19 protein-coding genes and 1 pseudogene are annotated in these 21,851 nt (G+C 40.5%); 19 read left to right on the top strand and 1 reads right to left on the bottom strand.

The window, feature by feature from the left end; all coding sequences use genetic code 11:
- Positions 1–69 precede the first annotated feature (69 nt).
- The 12 genes and pseudogenes from C0979_RS11975 to C0979_RS05850 all read left to right on the top strand — a co-directional run bounded on the left by C0979_RS11975 (position 70) and on the right by C0979_RS05850 (position 12,360).
- Positions 70–246: a hypothetical protein gene (locus C0979_RS11975; protein WP_004843915.1), complete on the top strand. Its 177-nt coding sequence runs from the start codon at positions 70–72 to the stop codon at positions 244–246.
- 30 nt (positions 247–276) lie between these two features.
- Positions 277–1,503: a site-specific integrase gene (locus tag C0979_RS05895; RefSeq protein ID WP_101695127.1), complete on the top strand. Its 1,227-nt coding sequence runs from the start codon at positions 277–279 to the stop codon at positions 1,501–1,503.
- A 207-nt stretch (positions 1,504–1,710) separates the two neighbouring features.
- A pseudogene (locus C0979_RS05890) lies at positions 1,711–2,220 on the top strand (lysine--tRNA ligase); the annotation flags it as partial.
- Between the two features lie 317 nt (positions 2,221–2,537).
- The gene (locus tag C0979_RS05885) at positions 2,538–2,879 is read left to right on the top strand and encodes a nucleotidyltransferase family protein (protein ID WP_101695126.1); all 342 of its coding nucleotides are present in this window, start codon (positions 2,538–2,540) and stop codon (positions 2,877–2,879) included.
- Positions 2,880–2,913: 34 nt separating this feature from the next.
- Entirely contained in the window at positions 2,914–3,264 is a 351-nt protein-coding gene (locus C0979_RS05880; protein WP_101695327.1) for a HEPN domain-containing protein, read from the top strand.
- Between the two features lie 283 nt (positions 3,265–3,547).
- Positions 3,548–3,700 (top strand): hypothetical protein, encoded by a 153-nt coding sequence (locus C0979_RS11850; RefSeq protein WP_159459857.1) that lies wholly within the window; start codon positions 3,548–3,550, stop codon positions 3,698–3,700.
- 256 nt (positions 3,701–3,956) lie between these two features.
- Positions 3,957–4,211 carry a hypothetical protein gene (locus tag C0979_RS05875; RefSeq protein ID WP_101695125.1) on the top strand — a complete coding sequence of 85 codons (255 nt, stop codon included), beginning with the start codon at positions 3,957–3,959 and terminating at the stop codon, positions 4,209–4,211.
- Between the two features lie 130 nt (positions 4,212–4,341).
- Entirely contained in the window at positions 4,342–5,532 is a 1,191-nt protein-coding gene (locus tag C0979_RS05870; RefSeq protein ID WP_101695124.1) for a cation:proton antiporter domain-containing protein, read from the top strand.
- Positions 5,533–5,576: 44 nt separating this feature from the next.
- Positions 5,577–6,320 carry an EFR1 family ferrodoxin gene (locus C0979_RS05865; RefSeq protein WP_101695123.1) on the top strand — a complete coding sequence of 248 codons (744 nt, stop codon included), beginning with the start codon at positions 5,577–5,579 and terminating at the stop codon, positions 6,318–6,320.
- A 161-nt stretch (positions 6,321–6,481) separates the two neighbouring features.
- Positions 6,482–7,372 carry a YitT family protein gene (locus C0979_RS05860; protein ID WP_101695122.1) on the top strand — a complete coding sequence of 297 codons (891 nt, stop codon included), beginning with the start codon at positions 6,482–6,484 and terminating at the stop codon, positions 7,370–7,372.
- A gap of 123 nt (positions 7,373–7,495) precedes the next feature.
- Positions 7,496–11,011, top strand: a complete 3,516-nt coding sequence (locus C0979_RS05855) for a choice-of-anchor I family protein (protein ID WP_101695121.1) — start codon at positions 7,496–7,498, stop codon at positions 11,009–11,011.
- 740 nt (positions 11,012–11,751) lie between these two features.
- Complete coding sequence (locus C0979_RS05850; RefSeq protein WP_101695120.1) at positions 11,752–12,360, top strand: hypothetical protein; 609 nt, start codon at positions 11,752–11,754, stop codon at positions 12,358–12,360.
- Between the two features lie 14 nt (positions 12,361–12,374).
- Here the strand turns inward: C0979_RS05850 and C0979_RS05845 are convergent, their stop codons facing one another.
- A complete protein-coding gene (locus tag C0979_RS05845) occupies positions 12,375–13,157 on the bottom strand; it encodes a DeoR/GlpR family DNA-binding transcription regulator (protein WP_101695119.1) in 783 nt (260 codons plus the stop codon).
- A gap of 347 nt (positions 13,158–13,504) precedes the next feature.
- Between C0979_RS05845 and C0979_RS05840 the strand changes: the two genes are divergently transcribed.
- The 7 genes from C0979_RS05840 (at position 13,505) to C0979_RS05810 (ending at position 21,832) form a co-directional block, all read left to right on the top strand.
- Positions 13,505–13,948 carry an RpiB/LacA/LacB family sugar-phosphate isomerase gene (locus C0979_RS05840; protein ID WP_101695118.1) on the top strand — a complete coding sequence of 148 codons (444 nt, stop codon included), beginning with the start codon at positions 13,505–13,507 and terminating at the stop codon, positions 13,946–13,948.
- 145 nt (positions 13,949–14,093) lie between these two features.
- Positions 14,094–15,695: a response regulator gene (locus C0979_RS05835; protein ID WP_101695117.1), complete on the top strand. Its 1,602-nt coding sequence runs from the start codon at positions 14,094–14,096 to the stop codon at positions 15,693–15,695.
- Positions 15,696–15,707: 12 nt separating this feature from the next.
- The gene (locus C0979_RS05830; RefSeq protein ID WP_242962654.1) at positions 15,708–16,745 is read left to right on the top strand and encodes a sensor histidine kinase; all 1,038 of its coding nucleotides are present in this window, start codon (positions 15,708–15,710) and stop codon (positions 16,743–16,745) included.
- On the top strand, positions 16,720–18,123 hold the full coding sequence (locus C0979_RS05825) for a sugar ABC transporter ATP-binding protein (protein WP_101695116.1): 1,404 nt from the start codon (positions 16,720–16,722) through the stop codon (positions 18,121–18,123). Before C0979_RS05830 ends, C0979_RS05825 begins: the two co-directional genes overlap by 26 nt.
- A 114-nt stretch (positions 18,124–18,237) precedes the next feature.
- Entirely contained in the window at positions 18,238–19,230 is a 993-nt protein-coding gene (locus tag C0979_RS05820; protein WP_101695115.1) for a substrate-binding domain-containing protein, read from the top strand.
- Between the two features lie 93 nt (positions 19,231–19,323).
- Positions 19,324–20,805 carry a sugar ABC transporter ATP-binding protein gene (locus C0979_RS05815; RefSeq protein WP_101695114.1) on the top strand — a complete coding sequence of 494 codons (1,482 nt, stop codon included), beginning with the start codon at positions 19,324–19,326 and terminating at the stop codon, positions 20,803–20,805.
- 19 nt (positions 20,806–20,824) lie between these two features.
- Positions 20,825–21,832, top strand: a complete 1,008-nt coding sequence (locus tag C0979_RS05810) for an ABC transporter permease (RefSeq protein WP_101695113.1) — start codon at positions 20,825–20,827, stop codon at positions 21,830–21,832.
- Positions 21,833–21,851 lie beyond the last annotated feature (19 nt).

Raw genomic sequence — 21,851 nt, 5'->3', positions numbered from 1 at the left:
AGGAGCAAAACACGTTGACTTGTTGTCGGACACAAAGTATAATAGTGTTGTAAGGAAGGAGGAAATAGTATGGCAAAGATGGGAAGACCAAAGAGTGATGATCCCATGAATTATCGTTTCACCATCCGTTTCTCCAATGCTGAGCAGAAGCAATTGGAAGCTTATGCTGAAAAGTACGATCTTACAAAAGGGCAGGTGCTTAAGAAAGGATTGGAACTATTATACCGACAGGATAAGCACAGCTAAGATGCTCCTCACGATTAGTGAGGTGAGAGGATGGCAAAATCAAGAAAAGACAGCCGGGGGTATGTGTTGCGAACCGGTGAGAGTCAGAGAAAAGACGGTCGCTATTCTTATTCTTATACAGATTTAGATAAAAATAGACGAACTGTTTACGCAAAAACATTGGTTGAACTCAGAGCAAAAGAAAGAAAAATCATCCGCGACAAAGAAGATGGACTGAATCCGCAGCTGGCTGACAGGATGACGCTGAATGAACTGTATGATCGGTTTATCGAACAGAAATATGATTTGAAACCATCAACAAAAGTGAATTATCTCTATATGTATAATCACTTTGTCAGACCCACATTTGGAAAAAGACTGATTGGTAAGATCAAATATTCTGATGTGAAAAAATTCTATTATCGTATTATCCTGGATGAAGAAATGAAAGCAAATACGCTGGATAGTATACATACACAGTTGCATCCGGCATTCCAGATGGCTGTAAGGGATGGACTGCTCAGACAAAATCCGACAGACGGATTAATGGCAGAAATCAAAAAGAGCCATATCTGGGAAGATAATCCGAGACATGCGCTTACGATTCCACAGCAGAAAGCTTTTATGGATTACTTAAAAGCCCATCGGGAATATCAAGGATGGGTACCTATTATAACGGTCCTTCTTGGAACAGGAATGCGAATTGGTGAATGCATCGGTCTTCGATGGGATGACCTGGATTTTGAAAAGCGTATTATCAGTGTAAATCATACTTTTATCTACAGACCTGATGAAAACAGAAAATCGGTCAAGCATATTTCTACACCAAAGACGATTTCAGGACGGAGAACCATTCCGATGATCGATGAAGTGTTCAATGCTTTTCTGGATGAGTATGAGATCCAAAAGTGCATTGGCTTTTCCTCAGAAGAGATTGATGGATATTCAAATTTCGTTTTTGTAACAGCAACCGGAACGGTATATTTACCAAATGCAGTTAATCGAGCGATTGAAAGGGCAAGAGTTGCATATAACAAAGATGAAATAGAAATAGCAGAGAAAGAGGATAGAGAACCACTCATTATTCCTCATTTTTCAGCCCATCATTTGAGACACACATTTTGCACAAGATTGTGTGAGAATGAGTCGAATTTGAAGGTGATCCAAAGTATCATGGGCCACTCAGATATTACAACAACCATGGATATTTATGCGGAAGCGACACAGGAGAAAAAACAGGAAATTGTTGCAAATCTCCAGGGAAAGATTATAATATAATTAGTGATGTATCATGTTTTTGAGGACATGTGCGCACCATAAAAGTAGAGGGAGATATATCTTCCTCATCTATTAAATAAAAACTTATACTACACAAAAGACACAGCCGACTTGGGGCTCTATGGATCTCAATGGAAGACCAAAAAAATCAGTTTTTGGATGTGTGCGGTGCCTGACGGAGCTCAGTGGACAAGGGTGGAAGAGATTGTTCAATTAATCCCGACAATGAAGTCACAGGGCGCTGCGAAGAACGAAGCAAACAACGCTGCACAGTCAACTCCAGTAGCTGCAAAAGTAGTTGTTCCAGTAGAAGAAACAGCTGCCCCAGCGAAGGTTGAGATTGATTTCTCTAATGTAGAAGTAGAACCATTGTTTGAAGATATGGTTGACTTCGAGACATTCAGCAAGTCAGATTTCCGTGCTGTAAAGGTTAAAGAATGTGAAGCAGTTCCAAAATCCAAGAAGCTTCTGAAGTTCGTATTAGACGACGGAAGTGGCGTAGATCGTGTGATTTTAAGCGGAATTCACGATTATTATGAGCCAGAAGAACTGGTTGGAAAGACATTGCTTGCAATCACAAACCTTCCACCACGTAAGATGATGGGAATTGATTCTTGTGGTATGATCATCTCTGCTACACACCTTGAAGAAGGAAGAGAAGGACTCAATGTTCTGATCCTTGATGACAAGATTCCAGCAGGAGCAAAATTGTACTAGGAGAGTAAGAACTTCGTAATTTGATAGCGATATAAATACAGATTGTTAAGGGCACTTTTTGAAAGAAAAAATTTTCAAAGAGTGCCCTTGGTACATCTTTGGGTGTTGCGTTTGATAACACTGACACGGGAATGGCAATAGGGATAGGTGCCGGACTATTTCTTGGCACCATTTATGACTCAAAAAAGAAGAGAAAAGATGATGCCGATGAAGAGTAATAAAAGACATAGAGAGATTACTTTTATTTTTAGAAAAATTACGTTATAATAAAATTAAAGTAAGCTGCTATATGTTATAATCAGAGGAGTGTGAAAGAAATGTGTACACGAAATGAACTGAATTTAATATTGCAGGCGATGATTCAGGCGTATCAAGCGGTATATGGAGCAAATGTTGAGAAAATTATTTTATACGGTTCTTATGCCAGAGGTGATTATCAAAAGGACTCAGATATAGATATAGTTGCCATTGTGCGGGGAGAGCGAGAAAAACTCCAACAAGGATTGAAAAGCGTATGGGATATTTCTTCAGATTTAGAATTGGAGTATGGTACGATAGTATCACCAACAGTTATTCCTTTTGCGGAATATGAGAAGTATAAAAATGATTTACCCTATTATAGAAATATCGAAAATGAGGGGGTAGAAGTTGTTGCCTGATAATAGAGAAGAATTAAAAATATATCGGTTGGAAATGGCAAAAGAGCGATTACATTCTTCGAAAATACTTTTAGAGAATGGAAGCTATAAAGATTCAATAGGTCGTTCTTATTATGCAATGTTTACAGCAGTACGAGCGTTGCTTGCGGTAGAAGGACAAGACTTTTCAAAGCACGCTGGAGTTATTGCATATTTTCAGAAAGAATATGTGAAGACAGGAAAGTTTGATAAGAAATATTCAAAATATATCAGTCAGGCATTTCAAATTCGGAATAATACTGATTACGCAGATTTTTTCATTGTGTCCTTACAGGATGCAAAGGAACAATATGATAGAGCTGAAGAATTTGTAAAAGTGATTGAAGAGTTCTTGAAAACAGAATAGAGATTACTACACCAGACTTACGCCGATTTCCAAAAAACTTTTGAAATTATAAATACAGATTATTAAGGGCACTTTTTGAAATAAAAAACGTTCAGAGAGTGCCCCTTTTTAATAAAAATCTGATACACTTGATTAAAGAAAAAGGGAATGTTCTTATAGTCTGGGTGAAGATGAGTTTGGTCAGAAGGGATGTTATCTTTTTCTCCAGCAAATCAAGTGGCATTAGCTGAAGAAATCAATAAAATATCAACGTCCTAAGTCAAGAGAAGAACAACGCCCCTATGTGTCTAGAAATTCAGTTCCGGAGTACAGATATATCAACTACGATTTGGAATTGATTAAGCAGGAGTATGAAAGCGTGTCTAAGTCTATTATGGAAATACAGATGGCGCTAGATAAATACAACCAGACGGTACAGTTTGAAGTAGATATTTAAAAAATACTTTCCGTACAAGGCTTCAAGAGATTGGTGATGATTCAGGGAAGTTTTTGTTCAGGATTAAGGTATGTCTGTTATAAGTTATTAGTTATCAGTTTATGGTCAAAGTAGATGTGAAATCGGATGCATATTTTTTAACAGCTGCCTTGTAGAAAACCTACAGGAAACTGCGTGTGGAGGTTCAGTTCTAAGCACAGGCTGTGGGAGATCTTCGGATCTTCCGCAGCTATCTTTATATGTGGAGTGGATGACGATGAAGAATTTTTGGAGAATGATGGATTTTTCGGTATTTTCGGTACATTATGCCTATGTGGACCATGGTTCCTATCTTGCAGATCAATTATTTGTGCAGAATAGGGTGAGGGTGAGATTTAAAGGAGAAATGAGACGTGAAGATTCCCATTATTGTATTATTTTCTGCAAGGTGTTAAAACGGGATGCGAAGCGATTTGAAGAGGATCTTGCAAGATTAAAAGATAAAAATACAGGCGAGATAGAAGAATGTTGAAAAACATGCTATAATCCAATTCGAAAGACCTAAAACAAAGACGAAAATATTCGTGACTTTGATACGAGTAATCTTTTATCAGAAGTACATTTGGGATTTGTTTTAGGAGGATTAGAATAGGAGACGTGTTATGTTATTAAGTACTTCATTGATTCTGATAGTAGGCATGTCAATGGGGGGGATATGCAAAAAAATAAAGCTTCCGAGTTTGCTTGGAATGTTGCTTACAGGAATGCTGCTGGGGCCATACGCTTTAAATTTGCTGGATGAAAGCATACTTGGAATATCAGCAGAACTGCGTAAAATGGCATTGGTCATTATTCTCACAAGAGCGGGTCTTGGCTTAGATTTATCTGGGCTTAAAAAGATTGGACGACCTGCGATTCTCATGTGTTTTCTTCCGGCTTCATTTGAAATATTAGGAATTATATTCCTTGCGCCCAAACTGATGGGAATGACCATGTTGGAAGCGGCGCTTATGGGGGCGGTGCTTGCGGCAGTTTCCCCAGCAGTTGTAGTGCCTAGAATGGTGAAGCTAATGGAAGAGGGATATGGAGTGAAGGAGGGAATCCCGCAGTTGATTCTTGCGGGGGCGTCTGTGGACGACGTTTATGTTGTTGTTTTGTTTTCAACGTTTGTCGGAATGATGCAAGGAGAAGGCCCGTCCATGATTCGTTTTGTAAATATTCCGGTCTCTATCATTCTGGGAATCATAATAGGATTCCTACTTGGAGTTGTGCTGGCATACTTTTTTGAAAGAGTACATATACGAGATACTTCCAAGGTATTGATCATGTTGAGCATGTCCTTTTTGCTTGTGGTAGTTGAAGATGGGCTGACAACAGAGATTACATTTTCTGCGCTGATAGCAATTATGTTTATTGGGATTGGACTGCAGAAAAAACGGGAAGTTGTAGCGAAAAGACTTTCTCTAAAATATGGGAAGCTGTGGGTGGCAGCAGAAGTATTTTTATTTGTATTAGTGGGCGCAACCGTAAATATTGAGTATTTGGGAAAAGTAGGATTGCGGGCAATGATAGTGATCACGGGAGCCCTTGCATTTAGAATGATAGGTGTCCTTGTGTGTCTTCTTGGTACAAGCTTGAAAAGAAAAGAGAGAATATTTGTTATGATGGCATATATGCCCAAGGCAACGGTTCAGGCTGCGATTGGCGGGATGCCGCTTGCGCTTGGATTTGCCTGCGGAGATACCATACTTACAGCGGCAGTGCTTGCAATAGTAGTTACGGCGCCGCTCGGAGCGTTTGCGATTGACTTGTCATACAAAAAACTATTGAGTAAGATAGGTAAGGGCGAATAGCGCAATGTTGAATTTTTAATTTTGGGGAAAGCTGGGGTGGAATTATGATCTTATATTTTACAGGAACTGGGAACAGTCGATATATTGCAAAAAGAATGAAGGAAAAAACTTCTGACGACATGATATGTATCAATGATCGAATAAAAAGAAAGGATACCGGTTCGATTGCGGTATCGGGAGATTTGATTATCGTGACGCCTACCTATGCATGGCAGATTCCGACACTGGTCAAAGAATGGCTTTTACAGACTACATTTGTCGATGTAGAACATGTGTGGTTTGTAATGAATTGTGGAGATTCGATTGGAAAAGCAGATCGACACAACCAGGAACTTTGCGAAAAAAAGAATTGGACGTATATGGGAACGGCACAGATTGTCATGCCGGAGAATTACATTGCCATGTTCCCGGTACCGGATGAAAAAGAGGCGGGAAAAATTATAGAAGCGGCAGAGCCAGCAATCGAACAGGCAATTAGCTGTATTCAGATGACGAAGAAATTTCCGGATCGGAAGGGACATTTCTGGGATGGACTATTAAGTGGATTGGTGAACCGACTGTTTTACCCACTATTTGTAAAAGCCACACCATTTTATGTCAAGGATTCTTGTGTAGGCTGTGGGAAATGCGTGTCGTTATGCCCGTTAAGCAATATCCGATTGGAAAAAGAGAAACCTGTTTGGGGAAGTGAATGTACCCATTGTATGGCTTGTATTTGTTCTTGCCCCAAGGAAGCGATTGAATATGGAAAGAAGAGCAAAGGAAAACCACGTTATCATTGTAAGTGATTTATAGAATGTAGGAGTAGTTAAGAAAAAGCAAAAAATAAGAAGTACTTGACAAAATGGGTAAAATAATGTTAGTCTAATGCCCGAAGAGCGAAAGCGTATTATATTTTTTATATAATGCGCTTTCGCTCTTTTTTTGTTTGAAATGGAGGGATAAAAATATGAAAACGAAATTTTCTATGCAAAGAGCAAAGATACTTGCAACGCAGTTAGCGTGGGAATTTATAGGGAGCGTATTTATTGCGGCGGGAATTTATAATTTCGCTGTACAGGCAAAGTTTCCGATGACAGGATTTTCGGGAATCTCTATTATTTTATATCGATTACTGAATATTCCGATTGGTTTTTCAACCATTCTCTTAAATATTCCGCTGGCCATCATTTGCTATCGACTTCTTGGAAGGAAATTCTTTATTAGTTCTTTACGCTGTATGGTGATTTCTTCTTTGATGATTGACTATGTAGCGCCGTTGTTTCCGGTATATGAAGGGGATCGCTTATTAGCGGCTCTTTGCACGGGAGTATTTGGGGGGATTGGTTATGCATTAATTTATTCTAAGAATTCTTCTACCGGTGGATCAGACTTTATTATTATGGCGGTGAAGGCAATCAAACCGCATTTATCACTTGGGAAAATTGCATTTTGGTCTGATGTTGGGATTATCCTGGTTGGTGGAATTTTGTTTCGAGATATCGATGGCATCATTTACGGAATGGTAGTAAATTTCATTTTTGCTGTTGCAGTAGACAAGTTGATGTATGGAATCAACGCTGGAAAGCTTGCATTGATCGTTACAGAGCATGGCGACCTAATATGTGAATTGATCGATGAGTGTTGTCAAAGAGGAACGACCATTTTAAATGGACAGGGAGGATATAATAAAGAAGAAAAACAAGTCGTGATGTGCGCCTGTAGCAACAAAGAAATGTTCCATGTACAACAAGCTGTAAAAAAAGCAGATCCAGCTTCTTTTCTGATTGTACTTGAATCGAATGAGGTTCATGGAGAAGGATTTAAAATGATACAGATAGGGGAGGGGGCAAACGAATAGAGAAATGATTTTCTTGTCATACCTTTTTTAACTTCTTTTTTACATTTGTCTCAAAGGAACTTAATAAAGAGCCATTACAATCTTATCGTTATTTGAATGAAAGTGGTTAATGGAGGAAATTACATGAGAGAAAAATGGAGAAAAGCAATCGTATTTGTAGCAGCTACTTCTATCGTGTGCAGTCAAAGTGCAATAAGCAATGTGTTTGCAGCGGGGGAAGATGATGTAACGATGCAGCAGACAGATCATACGGTTTCAATCGAATATCTTACCTTACAGCCGGGGGAAAGGGATGACTCGGTCAATTTTAATTGGTATGCGCCGGAAGGGACAAAAAATGCAATTGTTCGTATGGGAGATACTACAGTAGAAGCATCAGTAAGAGCGCTTCATACACCAACGAAAGTAGTCGAAGGGAAGTATACAGATACGGGAAAGATGGTATGTCAAGCCACGGTTTCGGGCCTTGCAAAGGGGACGGACTATGTGTATCAGATTTCCTATGATAATGGAAATACCTGGTCAGAACAGTATTCTTATACCACTGCAAATGATGGAGAATTCAGATTTGGTTTTACCAGTGATCCACAGATTAAGGAAAACGGAGAAACAAATAACGGCGGATGGAACCCTTCTGATGGGAACAATCAGACTGGCTGGGCGGTGATGCTTCAGAAACTGAAGGAGGAGAAGGTAAACCTCGTTGTGTCAGCGGGAGATCAGGTAGAGGATCAAAGTTGGGGGAAATCCAGCGAATATGCAGCGTTTTTCTCGCCGGAGGAAATGACGTCGCTCCTGTATGCGCCTGCCGTGGGGAACCATGATCGTCACTACATGTTTGATGACCACTTCAATCTCCCTAATGAAATGAGTGTGGATGGAAGCGCAAATTCACTGAATCAGGTGCAGACAACATTCCGGGGACAGAACAGTGGAACGAGTCAAAGCCATGGCAACTACATTCAGGCCACTGCGGATGAAATTGCAAATGCTTCTGAGTCAAACGGTGTTGTACCAAATGAAGAAGGGCAGTATGACTTTGTGGAACGAAGGGAAATGGAGACAAAAGGAAACTATTACTATTTATACAATAATGTTCTCTTTGTTACATTAAATACCGGCGCTTATCCAGGTGGAAATGATGATGAAAATGCGGGAAATGCAAGTGTTCCAAGTGCTGCTAAGGATAATTCTGAAGCAGAAGCCATCGTTTCTAACTTCAGAACAACATTAAATGCAGCAACAGCAGAGTATTCCGGACAGTATCAATGGTTAGTTGTTACGCATCATAAATCGACACAGACCGTGGCAAAACATGCAGCTGATTCTGATATTGAGAACTATGTGGATGCAGGTTTTGAACAGGTAATGGATGAATTTGACGTTGACTTTGTATTGGGCGGCCACGATCATGTTTATTCTAGAAGCTATGTGCTGAAAGATGGGCAAAGAAATGCAGAAAGGCTGGATGATTTTCACGATCCTGACGGAACCATTTATTTAACTGGAAATTGCTGCTCCGATATGCAGTATTATATGCCGTTTGAAAAGGTAGACAAAGCCAATAATGCGGATTACCCTGTTTTGGCAAATGGACAAACCGGTTCTGATGCCTACCTGGCTGGCAATCTGCCTCTCGGCAATCAGGAATGGAATCAGGAGTACAGCCCAAGTTACGCCGTCTTTGATGTGACAGATAACAAAATAGCTGTAAAGGTTTATAATCTTTCCGGTGACAGCAATTCTCCGGACAGCGAATTGATTGACTCCTTCAGTGTTACGAAAAACACAAATGGCGGAGAACAGAAAAACGGAATAGAAAATGAAAAGTCCTCTGTTGCCATGACTCAGACAGCTCAATACCATTCCGGTATGCAGAACGCAGATGGCGGTGTTATGGAAATTATAGACTACAATACAGTTACTGGGTGGGCGTATGCCGTCAACGGTGTGACCGGAAACTTAACAGCGATTCCGATGAAGGATAGGAGCACCTCTGAAAATATTGCTTTATTAGATGGAAAAAATATCAATATCAAAGAGCTGGTAGAGAAGAATTACGAAGGTTTCTTATATGGGGATATGACGTCTGTCGCAGTTTCTCCTAATGGAGAAAAGCTGGCGTTGGCAATACAGGCATCCGAGTATTCTAAAGCCGGCTGTATTGCGGTGTTCACTTGCGGCGCAGACGGAACTTTGACATTTGAACAGGCTTATGAGGCTGGGGTGCAGCCGGATATGGTTACATTTACACCGGATAGTACAAAAATTCTTTCGGCAGACGAAGGAGAGCCAAGGGAAGGTTATGGAGCTGGAAATACGGATCCGCAAGGAACAGTTACTGTAGTTGATGTGGCAGGACAAAATGTTTCACATCTTGACTTTACTTCCTTTGACTGTGAAGCAAAAAGAGCGGAGCTTGTACAAAATGGAGTGATTTTGAAAAAAGAAACTGCCCCGTCCGTTGACTTTGAACCGGAGTACATTGCGGCAAATAATAAAACAGCATACGTTACACTTCAGGAAGCGAATGCCATTGCCATTGTCGATTTAGAAACACTTTCCATAGAAAATGTCTGCTCAGCAGGATACGAAGACTATGGGAAATATCCAGTAGACATTAACAAAAAAGATGAGGCATACAATCCAGTATCTTATCCATCGCTTCGTGGGATCCGTATGCCGGATGGAATCTCTTTATTTGAGGCAAACGGGAAAAACTATATTGTAACTGCCAATGAAGGAGATGCCAGAGAGTGGGGAGAGTATCTCAATGAAGATGAATGTAATTTCTCAAAGGGAGCCGCATCTCCGACCGGAAAAATCACAGCTGAAAACAGTGGACTTACCGGGAAGGTGGTATTCTTTGATCAGAGTGACTATGAAGGATTAAGTTCAGAATATGATTATCTCTTCGGAGGGCGCTCCTTTACCGTCTATTGTGCAGATGAATCCGGACTTACAGAAGTATATACAAGTGGAAACGAATTAGAAGCAAAAACAGCCGGCTATCTTCCGCAGTATTTTAATTGTTCCAATGACTCTGTAGAAATAGATGACCGTTCAGGTAAGAAGGGAGTCGAGGCAGAAAATGTAACCATCGGAACGGTAGGAGAGAAAACGTATGCATTTATCGGTTTGGAGAGAATCGGAGGAGTTATGGCTTATGATATCACAAACCCGGATAAGGTTCTTTTCGCGAATTATATCAACACTAGAGACTTTAGCGCTGATATCGCTGGCGATGTTTCTCCGGAAGGATTATGCATGATTTCTGCATCTGAAAGTGGAGATGGAAATGCTTATCTGCTTGCAGCCTGTGAGGTATCAGGAACCGTTGCCGTTTACAAACTGACTTCACAAAAGGTGGATGCTTCCGATAATGATAACACGGGTGGCAATACCGATAATAACACAGGGAATAACACAGGAAGCAACACAGATAACAATGCGGATACAGACAGCAATCCGGGAGGAAGCGATAACGGCGGAACGCATACCGGGAATTCTGCCAATAGAGGAAGTAAGACAACTTCTCCTAAAACGGGCGATCAAACACCGCTTGTAGCTACAACTGTACTTCTGTTCGGCAGTGCAGCGGTATTGCTGATGGGTATGCTAAGAAAAAAGAATAAATAAAAAGTGGAGAAATCATAGCCTCCCCCCCCTCAATATGATTAGGATAAACAAAGAATAGGAATGTTTTGGCATTCCTATTCTTTGTTTATCCTTTAATATATGGTGCAATTAATTGTTTCATCTCTTGTATGGTCTTGTTTCGAGACAAAGTATCAGAGTTTGAGGTTGAGGTGTATCATATAATAAATCGATCATTCCCTTCATTAAGTCCTCGTTAGATAGTTCTTGCGGTGCAGACGAAACTATGTTTTCTTGAGATAGTAATTTCAGACTAAAGAGGGTTTTATTATAAATAGAATTGCCAACAATATCCCAATGGTATGTTGTCAGGTATCTTGTTAAAGCCCTTATTAGCTTTTACGATAGCATTAGAATTATCTTTAGATGAAGCGAAGGATTTATTAGCCAGCGCAGGTTTTGCATTATCTAGAAGTTCCAAGACAGATCTTATAATAGCATACTTTTTACAGAATAGAATTTATGATATGTTTAAAATCAATGATGTATTAGAAGCGTACGGACTGACGGTTTTCTGATTCTTCTGTTCCCGTGAAATCAGAAGATAAATGTCGCCTGTTGGGAGACCAATACGATCAAAACTGTATGTAAAATGTGATTATGAAATTTGAAAAGATCCCCTGGAGAAGGGGAGCGAGATGGTCATAACAGATCGGGAAAGGAGTAATACATGAGTACAGGATTAACGGAGTTGTTTTTTTGTTTTAGACAGAAGCGGGTCTATGAGTGGGTTAGAAGATGATACAATTGGCGGGGTTAACGGGATGATTAAAAAACAGAAGTCGGAAGGGCATCCGGTAAATGTTACAACGGTTCTTTTTGATGATGAAGTGGAAATTATCCATGATAGGTTTCCTGTAGATACGGTATTTCCCCTAACAAAGGAGGAATATTATGTTCGTGGGTGTACCGCTTTGCTGGATGCGGTAGGTATTGCGATTGATAAGATGGAAAATATTCAGAAGCGCCTTATGAAGAAGCACAGAGCAGAAAAAGTGATTTTTGTTATTACAACAGATGGATATGAAAATGCAAGTGAAAAGTATAGTTATGAACAGATTAGAAGGAAAATCGAGGCCAAAAAAGAATGCGGATGGGAGTTCCTGTTTTTGGGAGCCAATATTGATGCCGGGGAGCAGGCGGAGAAAATCGGAATCAAAAGAAATCGCTCTGTGACTTATGAAAATGACCGAAAAGGAATTGCGATCAATTTTAAAGTAATAGGAAGGGCATTAAGAAAAGCCGTTCTTTGTGATGATTCAGAAGACTATTTTGATGAAGACTGGATGGATGAAATCCAGGAATATCATGAAAAAAATAAGAAATTTTAACATGACTTACCCTTCTACACCACATACAGCTTAATCCCGGCATTTTTAATAATACGTTTCCATTCATCAGTGATTCCTTCGTCTGTAACGATAGCGTCGACACCTGCAAGGGGCGCTACAAATGCAGAGCGAACGAGTCCGAATTTACTGGAATCAGCCAGAAGAACAGTGGTCAGAGAAGAACTCATGGCCGCTTTTTTTGTCAGAACTTCATAGTTATGAGCGCAGGTAATCCCCAGGGCTTCATGGATTCCTGAGGCCCCCAGGAAGAAGGTGTTGGCGCGCTGGCTTCGGATCAATTCATTGGCATAAGGAGATTCAAACATCTGATCGGATCTGTGCAGAAAACCTCCGGCCAAAGTAATTTGCACACCTTCTTTTTGGAATAACTGGGTCAGTGTGCAGTAATTATAACAGGTGACGCTTAAGTTCTGGTGCTCCGGAATAAAACGAGCCATTTCGGCGAGGGTAGTCCCGGAATCTAGAATTAAGGTGTCGTTGGGGTGAATGAGCGTAGTCGCAAATTGTCCGATTTTTTGCTTTTCTTTATAGAACTTTGTACGCTCAGAGGAAAGGGTATATTCGGTTTCTATATTTGTGATATCGGCTCGTTCCTGGACAGGAATCTGAATCCCGTGGCTTCGGATAAACAAATGATTTTCTTTTAAGTATTTCAAGTCTCTTCGGATCGTCATTTCTGACACCCCTAAAATTTCTGCAAGATTTTTCACAGATAAATCAGGGGATTCCTGAAGAAGGAGTAATAGATTATTCGCACGTTGTTCCTTTTTTTTCATAGATAGCTCCCTTCCGTCGCCGGGATATCGGCAAAATGTTCCAATTGATAGTAGTATAACATAATAAGCTAAGCGAGGCACAAAAAATGATAAAAACAAACATTTTGTGAAATATAGATAAAAGATAGAGTGAAAAATTGTGTAAAACAGAGATGGAAATGGAGGGGATTACAAGAAAATCCAGAAAATTATTGATAAATGGGCACTGTTTAGTGGATGAAAAATATGAACAAAAAGCTAAAAAATGTTTGAAATTATACAAAAACTAAAGAAATGTGATTTGATTTTTGAAGGAAAACATGATAAAAATCAAAGTAGAGGATTGTATCATAAGGAGGAAGATAGAGATGAAAATTGTAATCGGATGTGATCCAAACGCAGAGAAAGAAAAACAGGACTTGATCCGCTTTATTGAAGAACAGAAATTAGGAGAAGTAACAGACTTTGGAAGTGAGGATCCAATCTACGCAAATGTTGCAATTCGGGTTGGAGAAGCGGTAGCGGCAAAAGAATTTGACCGTGGAATTCTGTTGTGCGGAACAGGAATCGGCGTATCTATCGCAGCAAATAAAGTAAAGGGAACTTATGCAGCGCTTCTTACTGACGCATATTCAGCAGAGCGTGCACGCCTTAGCAATGATGCCAATGTTGCATGTATGGGAGCATTTACAACAGGAAGCAAAGAGCGTGAGTTGATGACAAAGATTTTCCTTACGAATGAGTTTGTAGAAGGATGCTCTTCACAGCCAAAAGTAGATGCATTCGTAAAATATGATATGGAACGGAAATAACTGGCTAAGATAAAACCAAAAGCCGGAGCCGTGATTCTTCGTGGGAGAGTTGCGCCTCCGGCTTTTTTTATTGCTATTTGAATTTGTAGCCTCTATAATGAAAAATAAAGTGTTTGTCAGAAAAGGGAAGTGAAAGGGGATAGAAATGCGAAAATGGAAGGTTTTGATCGTTGATGATGAGTTTCGGATTGGTATGTTGATCAAAAAAATGATTCACTGGGAAGAGTTTCAATTGGAATGCCTGGATGTTGTTGACAATGGGGAACGGGCATTTGATGTGATTCAAAGTGATCAGTGTCCGGATATTGTGATTACCGATATTCGAATGCCTAAAGTCAGCGGACTTGAGCTAATTGAGATGACTCGCGCAAAGAATAAGAAAATCAAGTTTGTTGTGGTAAGCGGGTATAAAGAGTTTGAATATGCACATCAGGCGTTGCAGTATGGCGTGGAGGATTATCTGCTTAAACCGATTAGTGAGGTCGAATTGAATCGGGTGATGAAAAAGATTGCGACTGAGCTTGGAGCCTATTGGCGGGGTGTGATAGAAACGGAAAAGATGCAGAGAACGGTGTCGGAAAGCCGCCATATTATCAAACGAGATTTTTTGAAAAATATTATTGAAACGCAAGATGAGATGAACGAAGAGGATTCCAGTATTGTGCTGGAAGGCGAGATTTACCGTGGAATCGATATTAAACTGGATTATGTAGACTATAATAAGCGAGATAAGAAGCAGGATCGGCTTACGATTAGCCGGATTGAGGAAATTGTAGAGGGCATTTTAAAGGCAGATGCAAAAGAAGTATTAACCTGTGAGAAGGAAAATCTTCATTTGTACTGTCTGTTTAACTATGATTATAGCAAGTCAAAGCAGATTAGAAATAGTATTAATGATATTCTGTCGGAAATTAAAGGTTATTTGTTAGGATTTGAACAATACGAAGTGACAATTGGCGTGGGAAAAGAAAGAACGGAATTCGGAGAGATTCGGTTTTCGATTAAAGAGGCTCACCGGGCGGTAGGCAATCGGATTAAGAATGGAGTGGGGCGCCTGATCTATGCCGAGGGGATTCCTTATGATGCCAGAGCAAAAGAAGGATTTCTGGAGGAAGCTTGGAAGGAGCAGTTAAAAAGTGCAGTCGAAAGTTATTCTCCAGACAGAATAGAACAGCTGATTAACCAAAGTTATGGAACATATATGACATCGGATGAGGGGGATTTCTCAGGATGTTATGATTTAGCGGAAGAGCTGGTAAATTGCTTTTTTGAATTTGTGGAACTTCATCAAGAAGAAACAGAGCGAGAGAGAAAACAGATTCTTTCCAATTGTCAGCATTGTTATACAATTCGTGATTTGAAGCAATTTTTAAAAAATAGTCTTGGTGGGTTTGTTCGTGAAAGTAAAGAGGCTGCGGAAGCAGAATCTGTAAAGCCGATTCGCCAGGCACAGAAGTACGTAGAGGAGCATTACGGAGAAAAGATTGTGTTGGAAGATCTTGCGGAAATAGTGGGACTGAATCCGGTTTACTTCAGTGTACTGTTTAAAAAGGAGACAGGAATTAATTTCAGCATGTATCTAGTGAATGTGCGAATGGAAAAAGCCAAAGAACTATTGTGTAATACGAATGAAACTGTCGCGGCAATTGGGGATAAGGTAGGCTATAAGGACTCCAGGTATTTTAGTCAGATATTTACAAAACAGGTGGGAATTAAACCGGTGTTGTATCGGAAGCTGCATTCGTAGGAGGAAAAGGCTATGAATTTTGTGAAGAAGGCAGAGAAGCTTCTGTTTGCAGAAGCAGCTTTATGTGTGCTTGTCTGGACATTTTGGAGGCTGGGTGCCGATTTGGAGATTTTGGTGTTGTGTGGGGGAATGCTTCAGTTAGGAATTCTACTGTACGGTTTATTTATCATCGTTCGTCCGCTTCGCCGTATGGCTGAACTCTTAGAGGAATTGGAAGAATCAGGCTGTAGTGAGGAACGGATTCGTGGAGAAGAGGAGAGACTTCCTTTTATCAAGCAGATTTATTCGTTAATGAATCAGTATGCCGCAGCGAGAACGGTTAAGAATTCAGCTCAGATTCTGAATAAACAGACAGAACTTACTGCGCTTCAAAGTCAGATTAATCCGCATTTTTTATATAATACACTAGAGTCGATCCGCGGACAGGCGTTAGTGGACGATAATTTGGAAATTGCACAGATGGTAGAGGCATTATCATCATTTTTCCGCTACAGCATCAGCCGCAAGGGGAATCTGGTAACTTTGAGGGATGAATTGGCGAATATTGAGAATTATATGATGATTCAGAGATACCGTTTTAATAATCGGTTTTCGTTAGAGGTGATTTTGGATGAAGAGGATGAAGCTGCCTATGATTTCCTGATTCCACGTTTGATTATTCAGCCGGTTGTAGAGAATGCTATTTTTCACGGGTTGGAAGAAAAGCTAGAAGGCGGAAAGGTTACGATAGAGGTAATTGTGACAGATCAGAATCTTATTTTGACAATCTCAGATAACGGAAAAGGAATGAATGGAGAGAAACTGAAAGAATTAAATGCCAGAATTCAGTCTGATGAGGTGATTTTGGACGAAGAAGCGAAGGAGACACAGAGAAATACTGGAATCGCACTTCCTAACATTCATAAGAGAATTCGTCTGCTTTTCGGAGAAACATATGGGGTGAATATTTACAGTACACAAGGACAGGGAACGGATGTAGAGATTACAATACCGGCGAATTACAAACAGGAGCGTGGACTGGAAGATGAAAAGAGAGTTATTGAGAATTAATCATTTAAGTGATCGGTATAATCGAACCAGAAAGCTCGAGAATGTATCGCTATGTATTCTGGAAGGAGAATGCGTGGGCTTTCTCGGGCTTACATATTCTGGAAAAGATCTTTTGGTAGATTTGCTTACGGGAAAGATTGCGGAAGGGAATGGGAAAAAAGACATTTACCTGGGTGGCATACAGGTAAAGGACTGGAAGGAACTGAACGGGTATATCTATCGGATTCATGTGGAGAATTATCAGATTGATGATTGGACGGTAGCGGAATATCTTGGTTTGGTGGAGTCTGGTGGCTGGGGTGGACTTCTCCGGCGTGGCAGACTGGAAGAAGAGGCGCAAAGAGACTTTCAGGAGTTGGACTTAGATTTTGATGTGTCTTGTAAAATAAAGCATCTTACCGAGCTGGAGAAGAGGATTCTGGATCTTGCGAAGGCTTACAGAAGAGGAGCGAGGATAGTAGTAATCGAAGATGAGTTTGATGGAATGAGCAGAAAAGATATTGAAATATTCGCAAGGAGTATGCATCGAATCATTGTGGGGCGCATGGGCGTCATTGTAAGCAGTCATTCCAATCTGATTTTGTCACTTTTGTCGGATAAATATATTATTTTTCGAAAAGGACGAATCGTAAAGAAGTGTCAGAGGGATTATATCAAAAGTGAGGAACAACTAGAGCTTTATCTTTTGGGCGGGGATACACTGTCAGGACGGACAGAGAATGATGGAGAAAAGACCCGGAAAGGAAATGTGATTTATTGTGTTAGCAATCTAGAGATTAAAAACGGAAGGAAAGAAAATTTGGCTTTTATCAGAGGTGAGGTCGTCACTTTGATAGCGCTTGACAGAAGGGTAAAAGAGAAGGTTTTTATGGCGTTGTCCGGCAGAAGATCCTATGAGGATGCGTATTATATTTTGAATGGGAATTATTATGCGACGATGGATTGTTATGAACTTGTAAAGGAACGCGTAGTGTCAATCAGCGCACTTGGAAGTAAAGAAGAAATTTTTGAGGGGATGTCGGTAGAGGAGAATCTGATGATTCCGTCCCTGGAGAAGATATCCTCGCTAGATTATATTAAGGCTCAGAAAGGGATCCGAAAGATGACACGTGCTAACATGTTGGGAAGTCTGGAAACTATGAAGGCAGGAAGTTTGAGAATCCATGAGTTGATTCAATTGACATTGGAACGTTGGCTGATTTTTAATCCGAAAGTTTTGATTTTGCTGGAACCTTTTGCACTATGTGATGTGAAAGATGTAGGAGTGGTAAAAAACTATATAAAAAAATTTCAGGAAAAAGGGACAACGGTTATTATCGTAAATACAAGAGATGAGTACATAGAAGATATTTCAGATCGAACGATTAATATTGAGTAATTTCCTTAAAAAGTTCATACCTATTCTAAATTTCCTCGCATTGGAAAAGGCAGCAGTGAGTTTTATAATGAAATCATTCCAAAAGACGAAACGAAAAAAAGGAGGGTAAAAGAAATGAAAAAGAAAATTGTAGCAGTGCTGTTATCAGCAGCGATGGTAATGGCAATGGCAGTCGGATGTAGTTCCGGAAAACCGGCTGAAAAAGCTGAGGGAGGAAAGGCTGGAAAGGCCGAAGATATGACCTTTGTTGTTGTTCCAAAGTGTGTTCATGCTTGGTTCGACGAGGTTAATAAGGGAGCGCAGAAAGAAGCGGATCTGCTTTCCGAACAGCTTGGGGTAGAAGTAAAGATTGATTACCGTGCACCGGAATCTGCAGAGGTATCCGAGCAGAATTCTACACTGGAGCAGGCAGCGGCAACAAATCCAACAGCAATTCTTCTGGACCCGGTTGACTATGATGGAAGTGCAGATATTATCAAAGAGATACAGGACAGAGATATCCCAGTCATCTTATTTGATGCTCCGTCTCCAGAGGGAAGCGGACTTACGTCTGTAGGTAACGATTTCTCCGAGCAGGCAACGATTGCAGTAGAAATGTTAGTAGAAGAAATGGGTACATCCGGAAAAGTAGCAGTTATGCAGGGAGCACCAACCGCGCCTAACCATGCAGAGAGATATCAGGCACATTTGGATGCACTTGCAAAATATCCGGACATCGAAGTGATCGATGGTGGAATTGACAACGATAACGTAGAGACCGCACAGTCTCAGGCGGCAGCAGTTCTTGCAGCAAATCCTGACCTGACCGGTTATCTGAACTGTGATGCATGTGGATCTGGAGTTGCAGCGGCAATTGAAGAGAAGGGCATGCAGGATAAAGTAACATTTGTAGCAATGGATAACTTAATTGAGATTCTTGATTATGTGAAGTCAGGAACAATTACAGCAACATCATCTACACTTCCTCAGGAACAGGGAATGTATGCAGTACTTATGGCTTATCAGGCAGCGCAGGGAATGGCACTTCCAGCTAATGTTGATACAGGTATTGGCCGTATTACAGCAGATAATGTAGATGAATGGATTGAAATTGTCAGCGGCAAATAAATAGAATTAAAAGGGTAAGATTATTAAGCGGGGACCTGTAACTCGATTCATTCAAGTTGCTCGTCCCCGATTTTTCAATAAGGAGCATAGGATATGAAAATATTAGAGGCGAAAAACATTACAAAGATGTTTCCGGGGGTTGTTGCGCTGGATTCTGTAGATGTAGCTTTTGAGCCTGGTGAGATTCATGCCATTATCGGAGAGAACGGTGCTGGGAAAAGTACGTTGATTAAATGTTTGACAGGAGTGTATGAGCCGGAAGAAGGGGAAGTGCTGGTTGGAGGAAAGAATGCAAGAAAAAACAAAGCACTCTTTGACAAGGTGGCATATGTTCCACAGGAAATCGACTTATTTGGATATATGTCCGTGGCAGAAAATCTTTTTATTCCATACGAGAAATCAGGAATCAAAGGGAATGTAAATCAAAAAGAACTGGAAAAGAGAGCGATCCCTGTTTTGGAAAAATTCTCCATTCCAGTACGTCCGGGGGAATTGGTAAAGGATATTTCCATTTCTTCACAGCAGCTTCTCCAGATTGCGCGAGCTACAGTTCATGAAGATTATGAAACATTGATTTTGGATGAGCCGACTACCAGTTTGACAAGTCGAGACACAAGAATTTTGTTTGATATTGTAGAAAATATCCGGAAAGAGAATAAAGCGGTGATTTTTATCTCACATAAGTTGGAAGAGATCTTTGAACTGGCGGATGTTATTACAGTATTTCGAAATGGTAAGAAGGTTGCCTATTCAGAAATCAAGGATATTGACACAGGATGGGTCATTCGACAGATGACGGGACGAGAACTGGATCAAAATGAGAGATTCTATTTGACGGCAGTAACGGACGAGGTGTTGTTAGAGGTAAGTCATTTGACGGGCGAACGGTTCCGAGACGTAAGCTTTCAGTTGAAAAAAGGAGAAATCCTGGGATTTTCTGGGCTGGTTGGAGCTGGAAGAAGTGAGCTGATGCAGGCGATTTTCGGATATCTTCCGGTGTATGAAGGAAGTGTTAAACTGGATGGAAAGGACTGGAAGCTTGGAGATACCAATTTTTCGGTAAATCATGGTTTTATCTATCTTCCGGAAGAGCGGAAGAAACAAGGAATTTTGCCGGATCTTTCTATCAGAGACAATATCTCGATTTCCGTATTGGATCAGTTGAAAAGTGGGTTGAATATTTCCAGAAAAAAGGAAGAAGAACTGGCACGGGAGGTTATTGATACCTACGACGTGAAAACCCCTGGAGCGGATAAAGAAATTCAGTTTTTATCAGGTGGTAATCAGCAGAAGGTGATTATCGGGCGTGCAATGGCATGTAAGCCCAAGCTTTTGGTATTCGATGAGCCGACGAAAGGAATTGACGTCGGAACCAAGACGGAGATTTATCGTTTAATGAAGAGGCTTGCGGAAACGGAAGGAATTGGAATTATTATGATTTCTTCGGAGATGGAAGAGATTAAGAAATGTTCCAACAGAGTTATTGCAATGTATGATGGAAGAATTGCCGGAGAATTTGATGAGTATGCAGATCAGCAGTCAATTCTGAAAGCGATCATCGGAGTAAGTGCTTAGAAAAAGAGGAGTTTGAATTATGAGTAAAGAAAAGACACAGGGAAAATCAGGAAATACGTTCCTGAATGCATTGAAAAAGAGTAATATGACAGCGATGCTGGCAATCCTGGTAGTGATGATTATTATTGCCAGCATTATTTCGCCGTATTTTTTGGATATTTATAATTTGCAGTCAGTGCTTAGAGATCTTGCGTTTATCGGAATGATCGGTATTGCGCAGTCGTTGCTTCTTCTAGTAGGAGAGTTGGATTTATCTGTTGGAAAGATGGCCTGCTTGTGTGGAATCCTGACAGGAATGCTTATGGTAAATGTAGGATTAAATCCATGGTTATGCTTGGTTATCGGACTGGTTCTCGGTCTTATCTTTGGATTTATCAATGGAATGATCATTACTCGCCTTCGTCTGAACTCCATGGTTGCAACAATTGGAATGCAGGGCGTATATGGAGGAATTACACTGGTGATCACGAAGGGAAAAGCGGTTACAGGTATTCCAGCGGATACACAGGTACTTGGAAAGCAGTCTTTGGGTCCTGTCCCGATTCCATTTATTATCTGTGTTGCAGTTTTGATTCTGATTTTGTTCATGGTGAAAAAGACAAAGACAGGACGTTATATTTATGCAATTGGAAACAGTAAAGAAGCGGCAAAAATCCTGGGAATTAAAGTGGATCGCATCCGTGTTATGATCTATTCTATCGTAGGACTGATTTCCGCATTGGCAGGACTTTTATATGTATGCCGTCTGGGATCTGCGCAGACTGCGATTGGAGAAGACTGGCCAATGAATTCCATTGCAGCGTCCGTTATCGGTGGTGTATCACTGACTGGAGGAGTAGGTAATCCGGTAGGGGCTCTGATTGGAGCGGCCGTGATTACGATTATTCAGAATATTATCGTACTGTTTGGTGTCAATTCATATTGGCAGTCAGCAGTCAGTGGAATCGTGGTAGTAATTGCGATTTCCTTCAGCTCTATTTCTGATATTGTACGAGAAAACAGACAGAAGAGAATTAAACTGAATTAAGTGTATCCGAAGGAAAAGG

Source organism: Dorea phocaeensis, assembly GCF_900240315.1.
Taxonomy (GTDB): Bacteria; Bacillota; Clostridia; order Lachnospirales; family Lachnospiraceae; genus Dorea_B; species Dorea_B phocaeensis.
Note: the sequence above shows the minus strand (reverse complement) of the source record. Positions and strands in the feature narration are given on the sequence as shown.

Coding starts and splice junctions, on each gene's coding strand:
- C0979_RS05810 (WP_101695113.1), top strand. CDS start 20,825: ATGAGTAAAGAAAAGACACAGGGAAAATCAGGAAATACGTTCCTGAAT.
- C0979_RS05835 (WP_101695117.1), top strand. CDS start 14,094: ATGCGAAAATGGAAGGTTTTGATCGTTGATGATGAGTTTCGGATTGGT.
- C0979_RS05830 (WP_242962654.1), top strand. CDS start 15,708: ATGAATTTTGTGAAGAAGGCAGAGAAGCTTCTGTTTGCAGAAGCAGCT.
- C0979_RS05875 (WP_101695125.1), top strand. CDS start 3,957: ATGAAGAATTTTTGGAGAATGATGGATTTTTCGGTATTTTCGGTACAT.
- C0979_RS11975 (WP_004843915.1), top strand. CDS start 70: ATGGCAAAGATGGGAAGACCAAAGAGTGATGATCCCATGAATTATCGT.
- C0979_RS05865 (WP_101695123.1), top strand. CDS start 5,577: ATGATCTTATATTTTACAGGAACTGGGAACAGTCGATATATTGCAAAA.
- C0979_RS05855 (WP_101695121.1), top strand. CDS start 7,496: ATGAGAGAAAAATGGAGAAAAGCAATCGTATTTGTAGCAGCTACTTCT.
- C0979_RS05850 (WP_101695120.1), top strand. CDS start 11,752: ATGAGTGGGTTAGAAGATGATACAATTGGCGGGGTTAACGGGATGATT.
- C0979_RS05870 (WP_101695124.1), top strand. CDS start 4,342: ATGTTATTAAGTACTTCATTGATTCTGATAGTAGGCATGTCAATGGGG.
- C0979_RS05845 (WP_101695119.1), bottom strand. CDS start 13,157: ATGAAAAAAAAGGAACAACGTGCGAATAATCTATTACTCCTTCTTCAG.
- C0979_RS05815 (WP_101695114.1), top strand. CDS start 19,324: ATGAAAATATTAGAGGCGAAAAACATTACAAAGATGTTTCCGGGGGTT.
- C0979_RS05860 (WP_101695122.1), top strand. CDS start 6,482: ATGAAAACGAAATTTTCTATGCAAAGAGCAAAGATACTTGCAACGCAG.
- C0979_RS05885 (WP_101695126.1), top strand. CDS start 2,538: ATGTGTACACGAAATGAACTGAATTTAATATTGCAGGCGATGATTCAG.
- C0979_RS05825 (WP_101695116.1), top strand. CDS start 16,720: ATGAAAAGAGAGTTATTGAGAATTAATCATTTAAGTGATCGGTATAAT.
- C0979_RS05880 (WP_101695327.1), top strand. CDS start 2,914: ATGGCAAAAGAGCGATTACATTCTTCGAAAATACTTTTAGAGAATGGA.
- C0979_RS05840 (WP_101695118.1), top strand. CDS start 13,505: ATGAAAATTGTAATCGGATGTGATCCAAACGCAGAGAAAGAAAAACAG.
- C0979_RS05895 (WP_101695127.1), top strand. CDS start 277: ATGGCAAAATCAAGAAAAGACAGCCGGGGGTATGTGTTGCGAACCGGT.
- C0979_RS05820 (WP_101695115.1), top strand. CDS start 18,238: ATGAAAAAGAAAATTGTAGCAGTGCTGTTATCAGCAGCGATGGTAATG.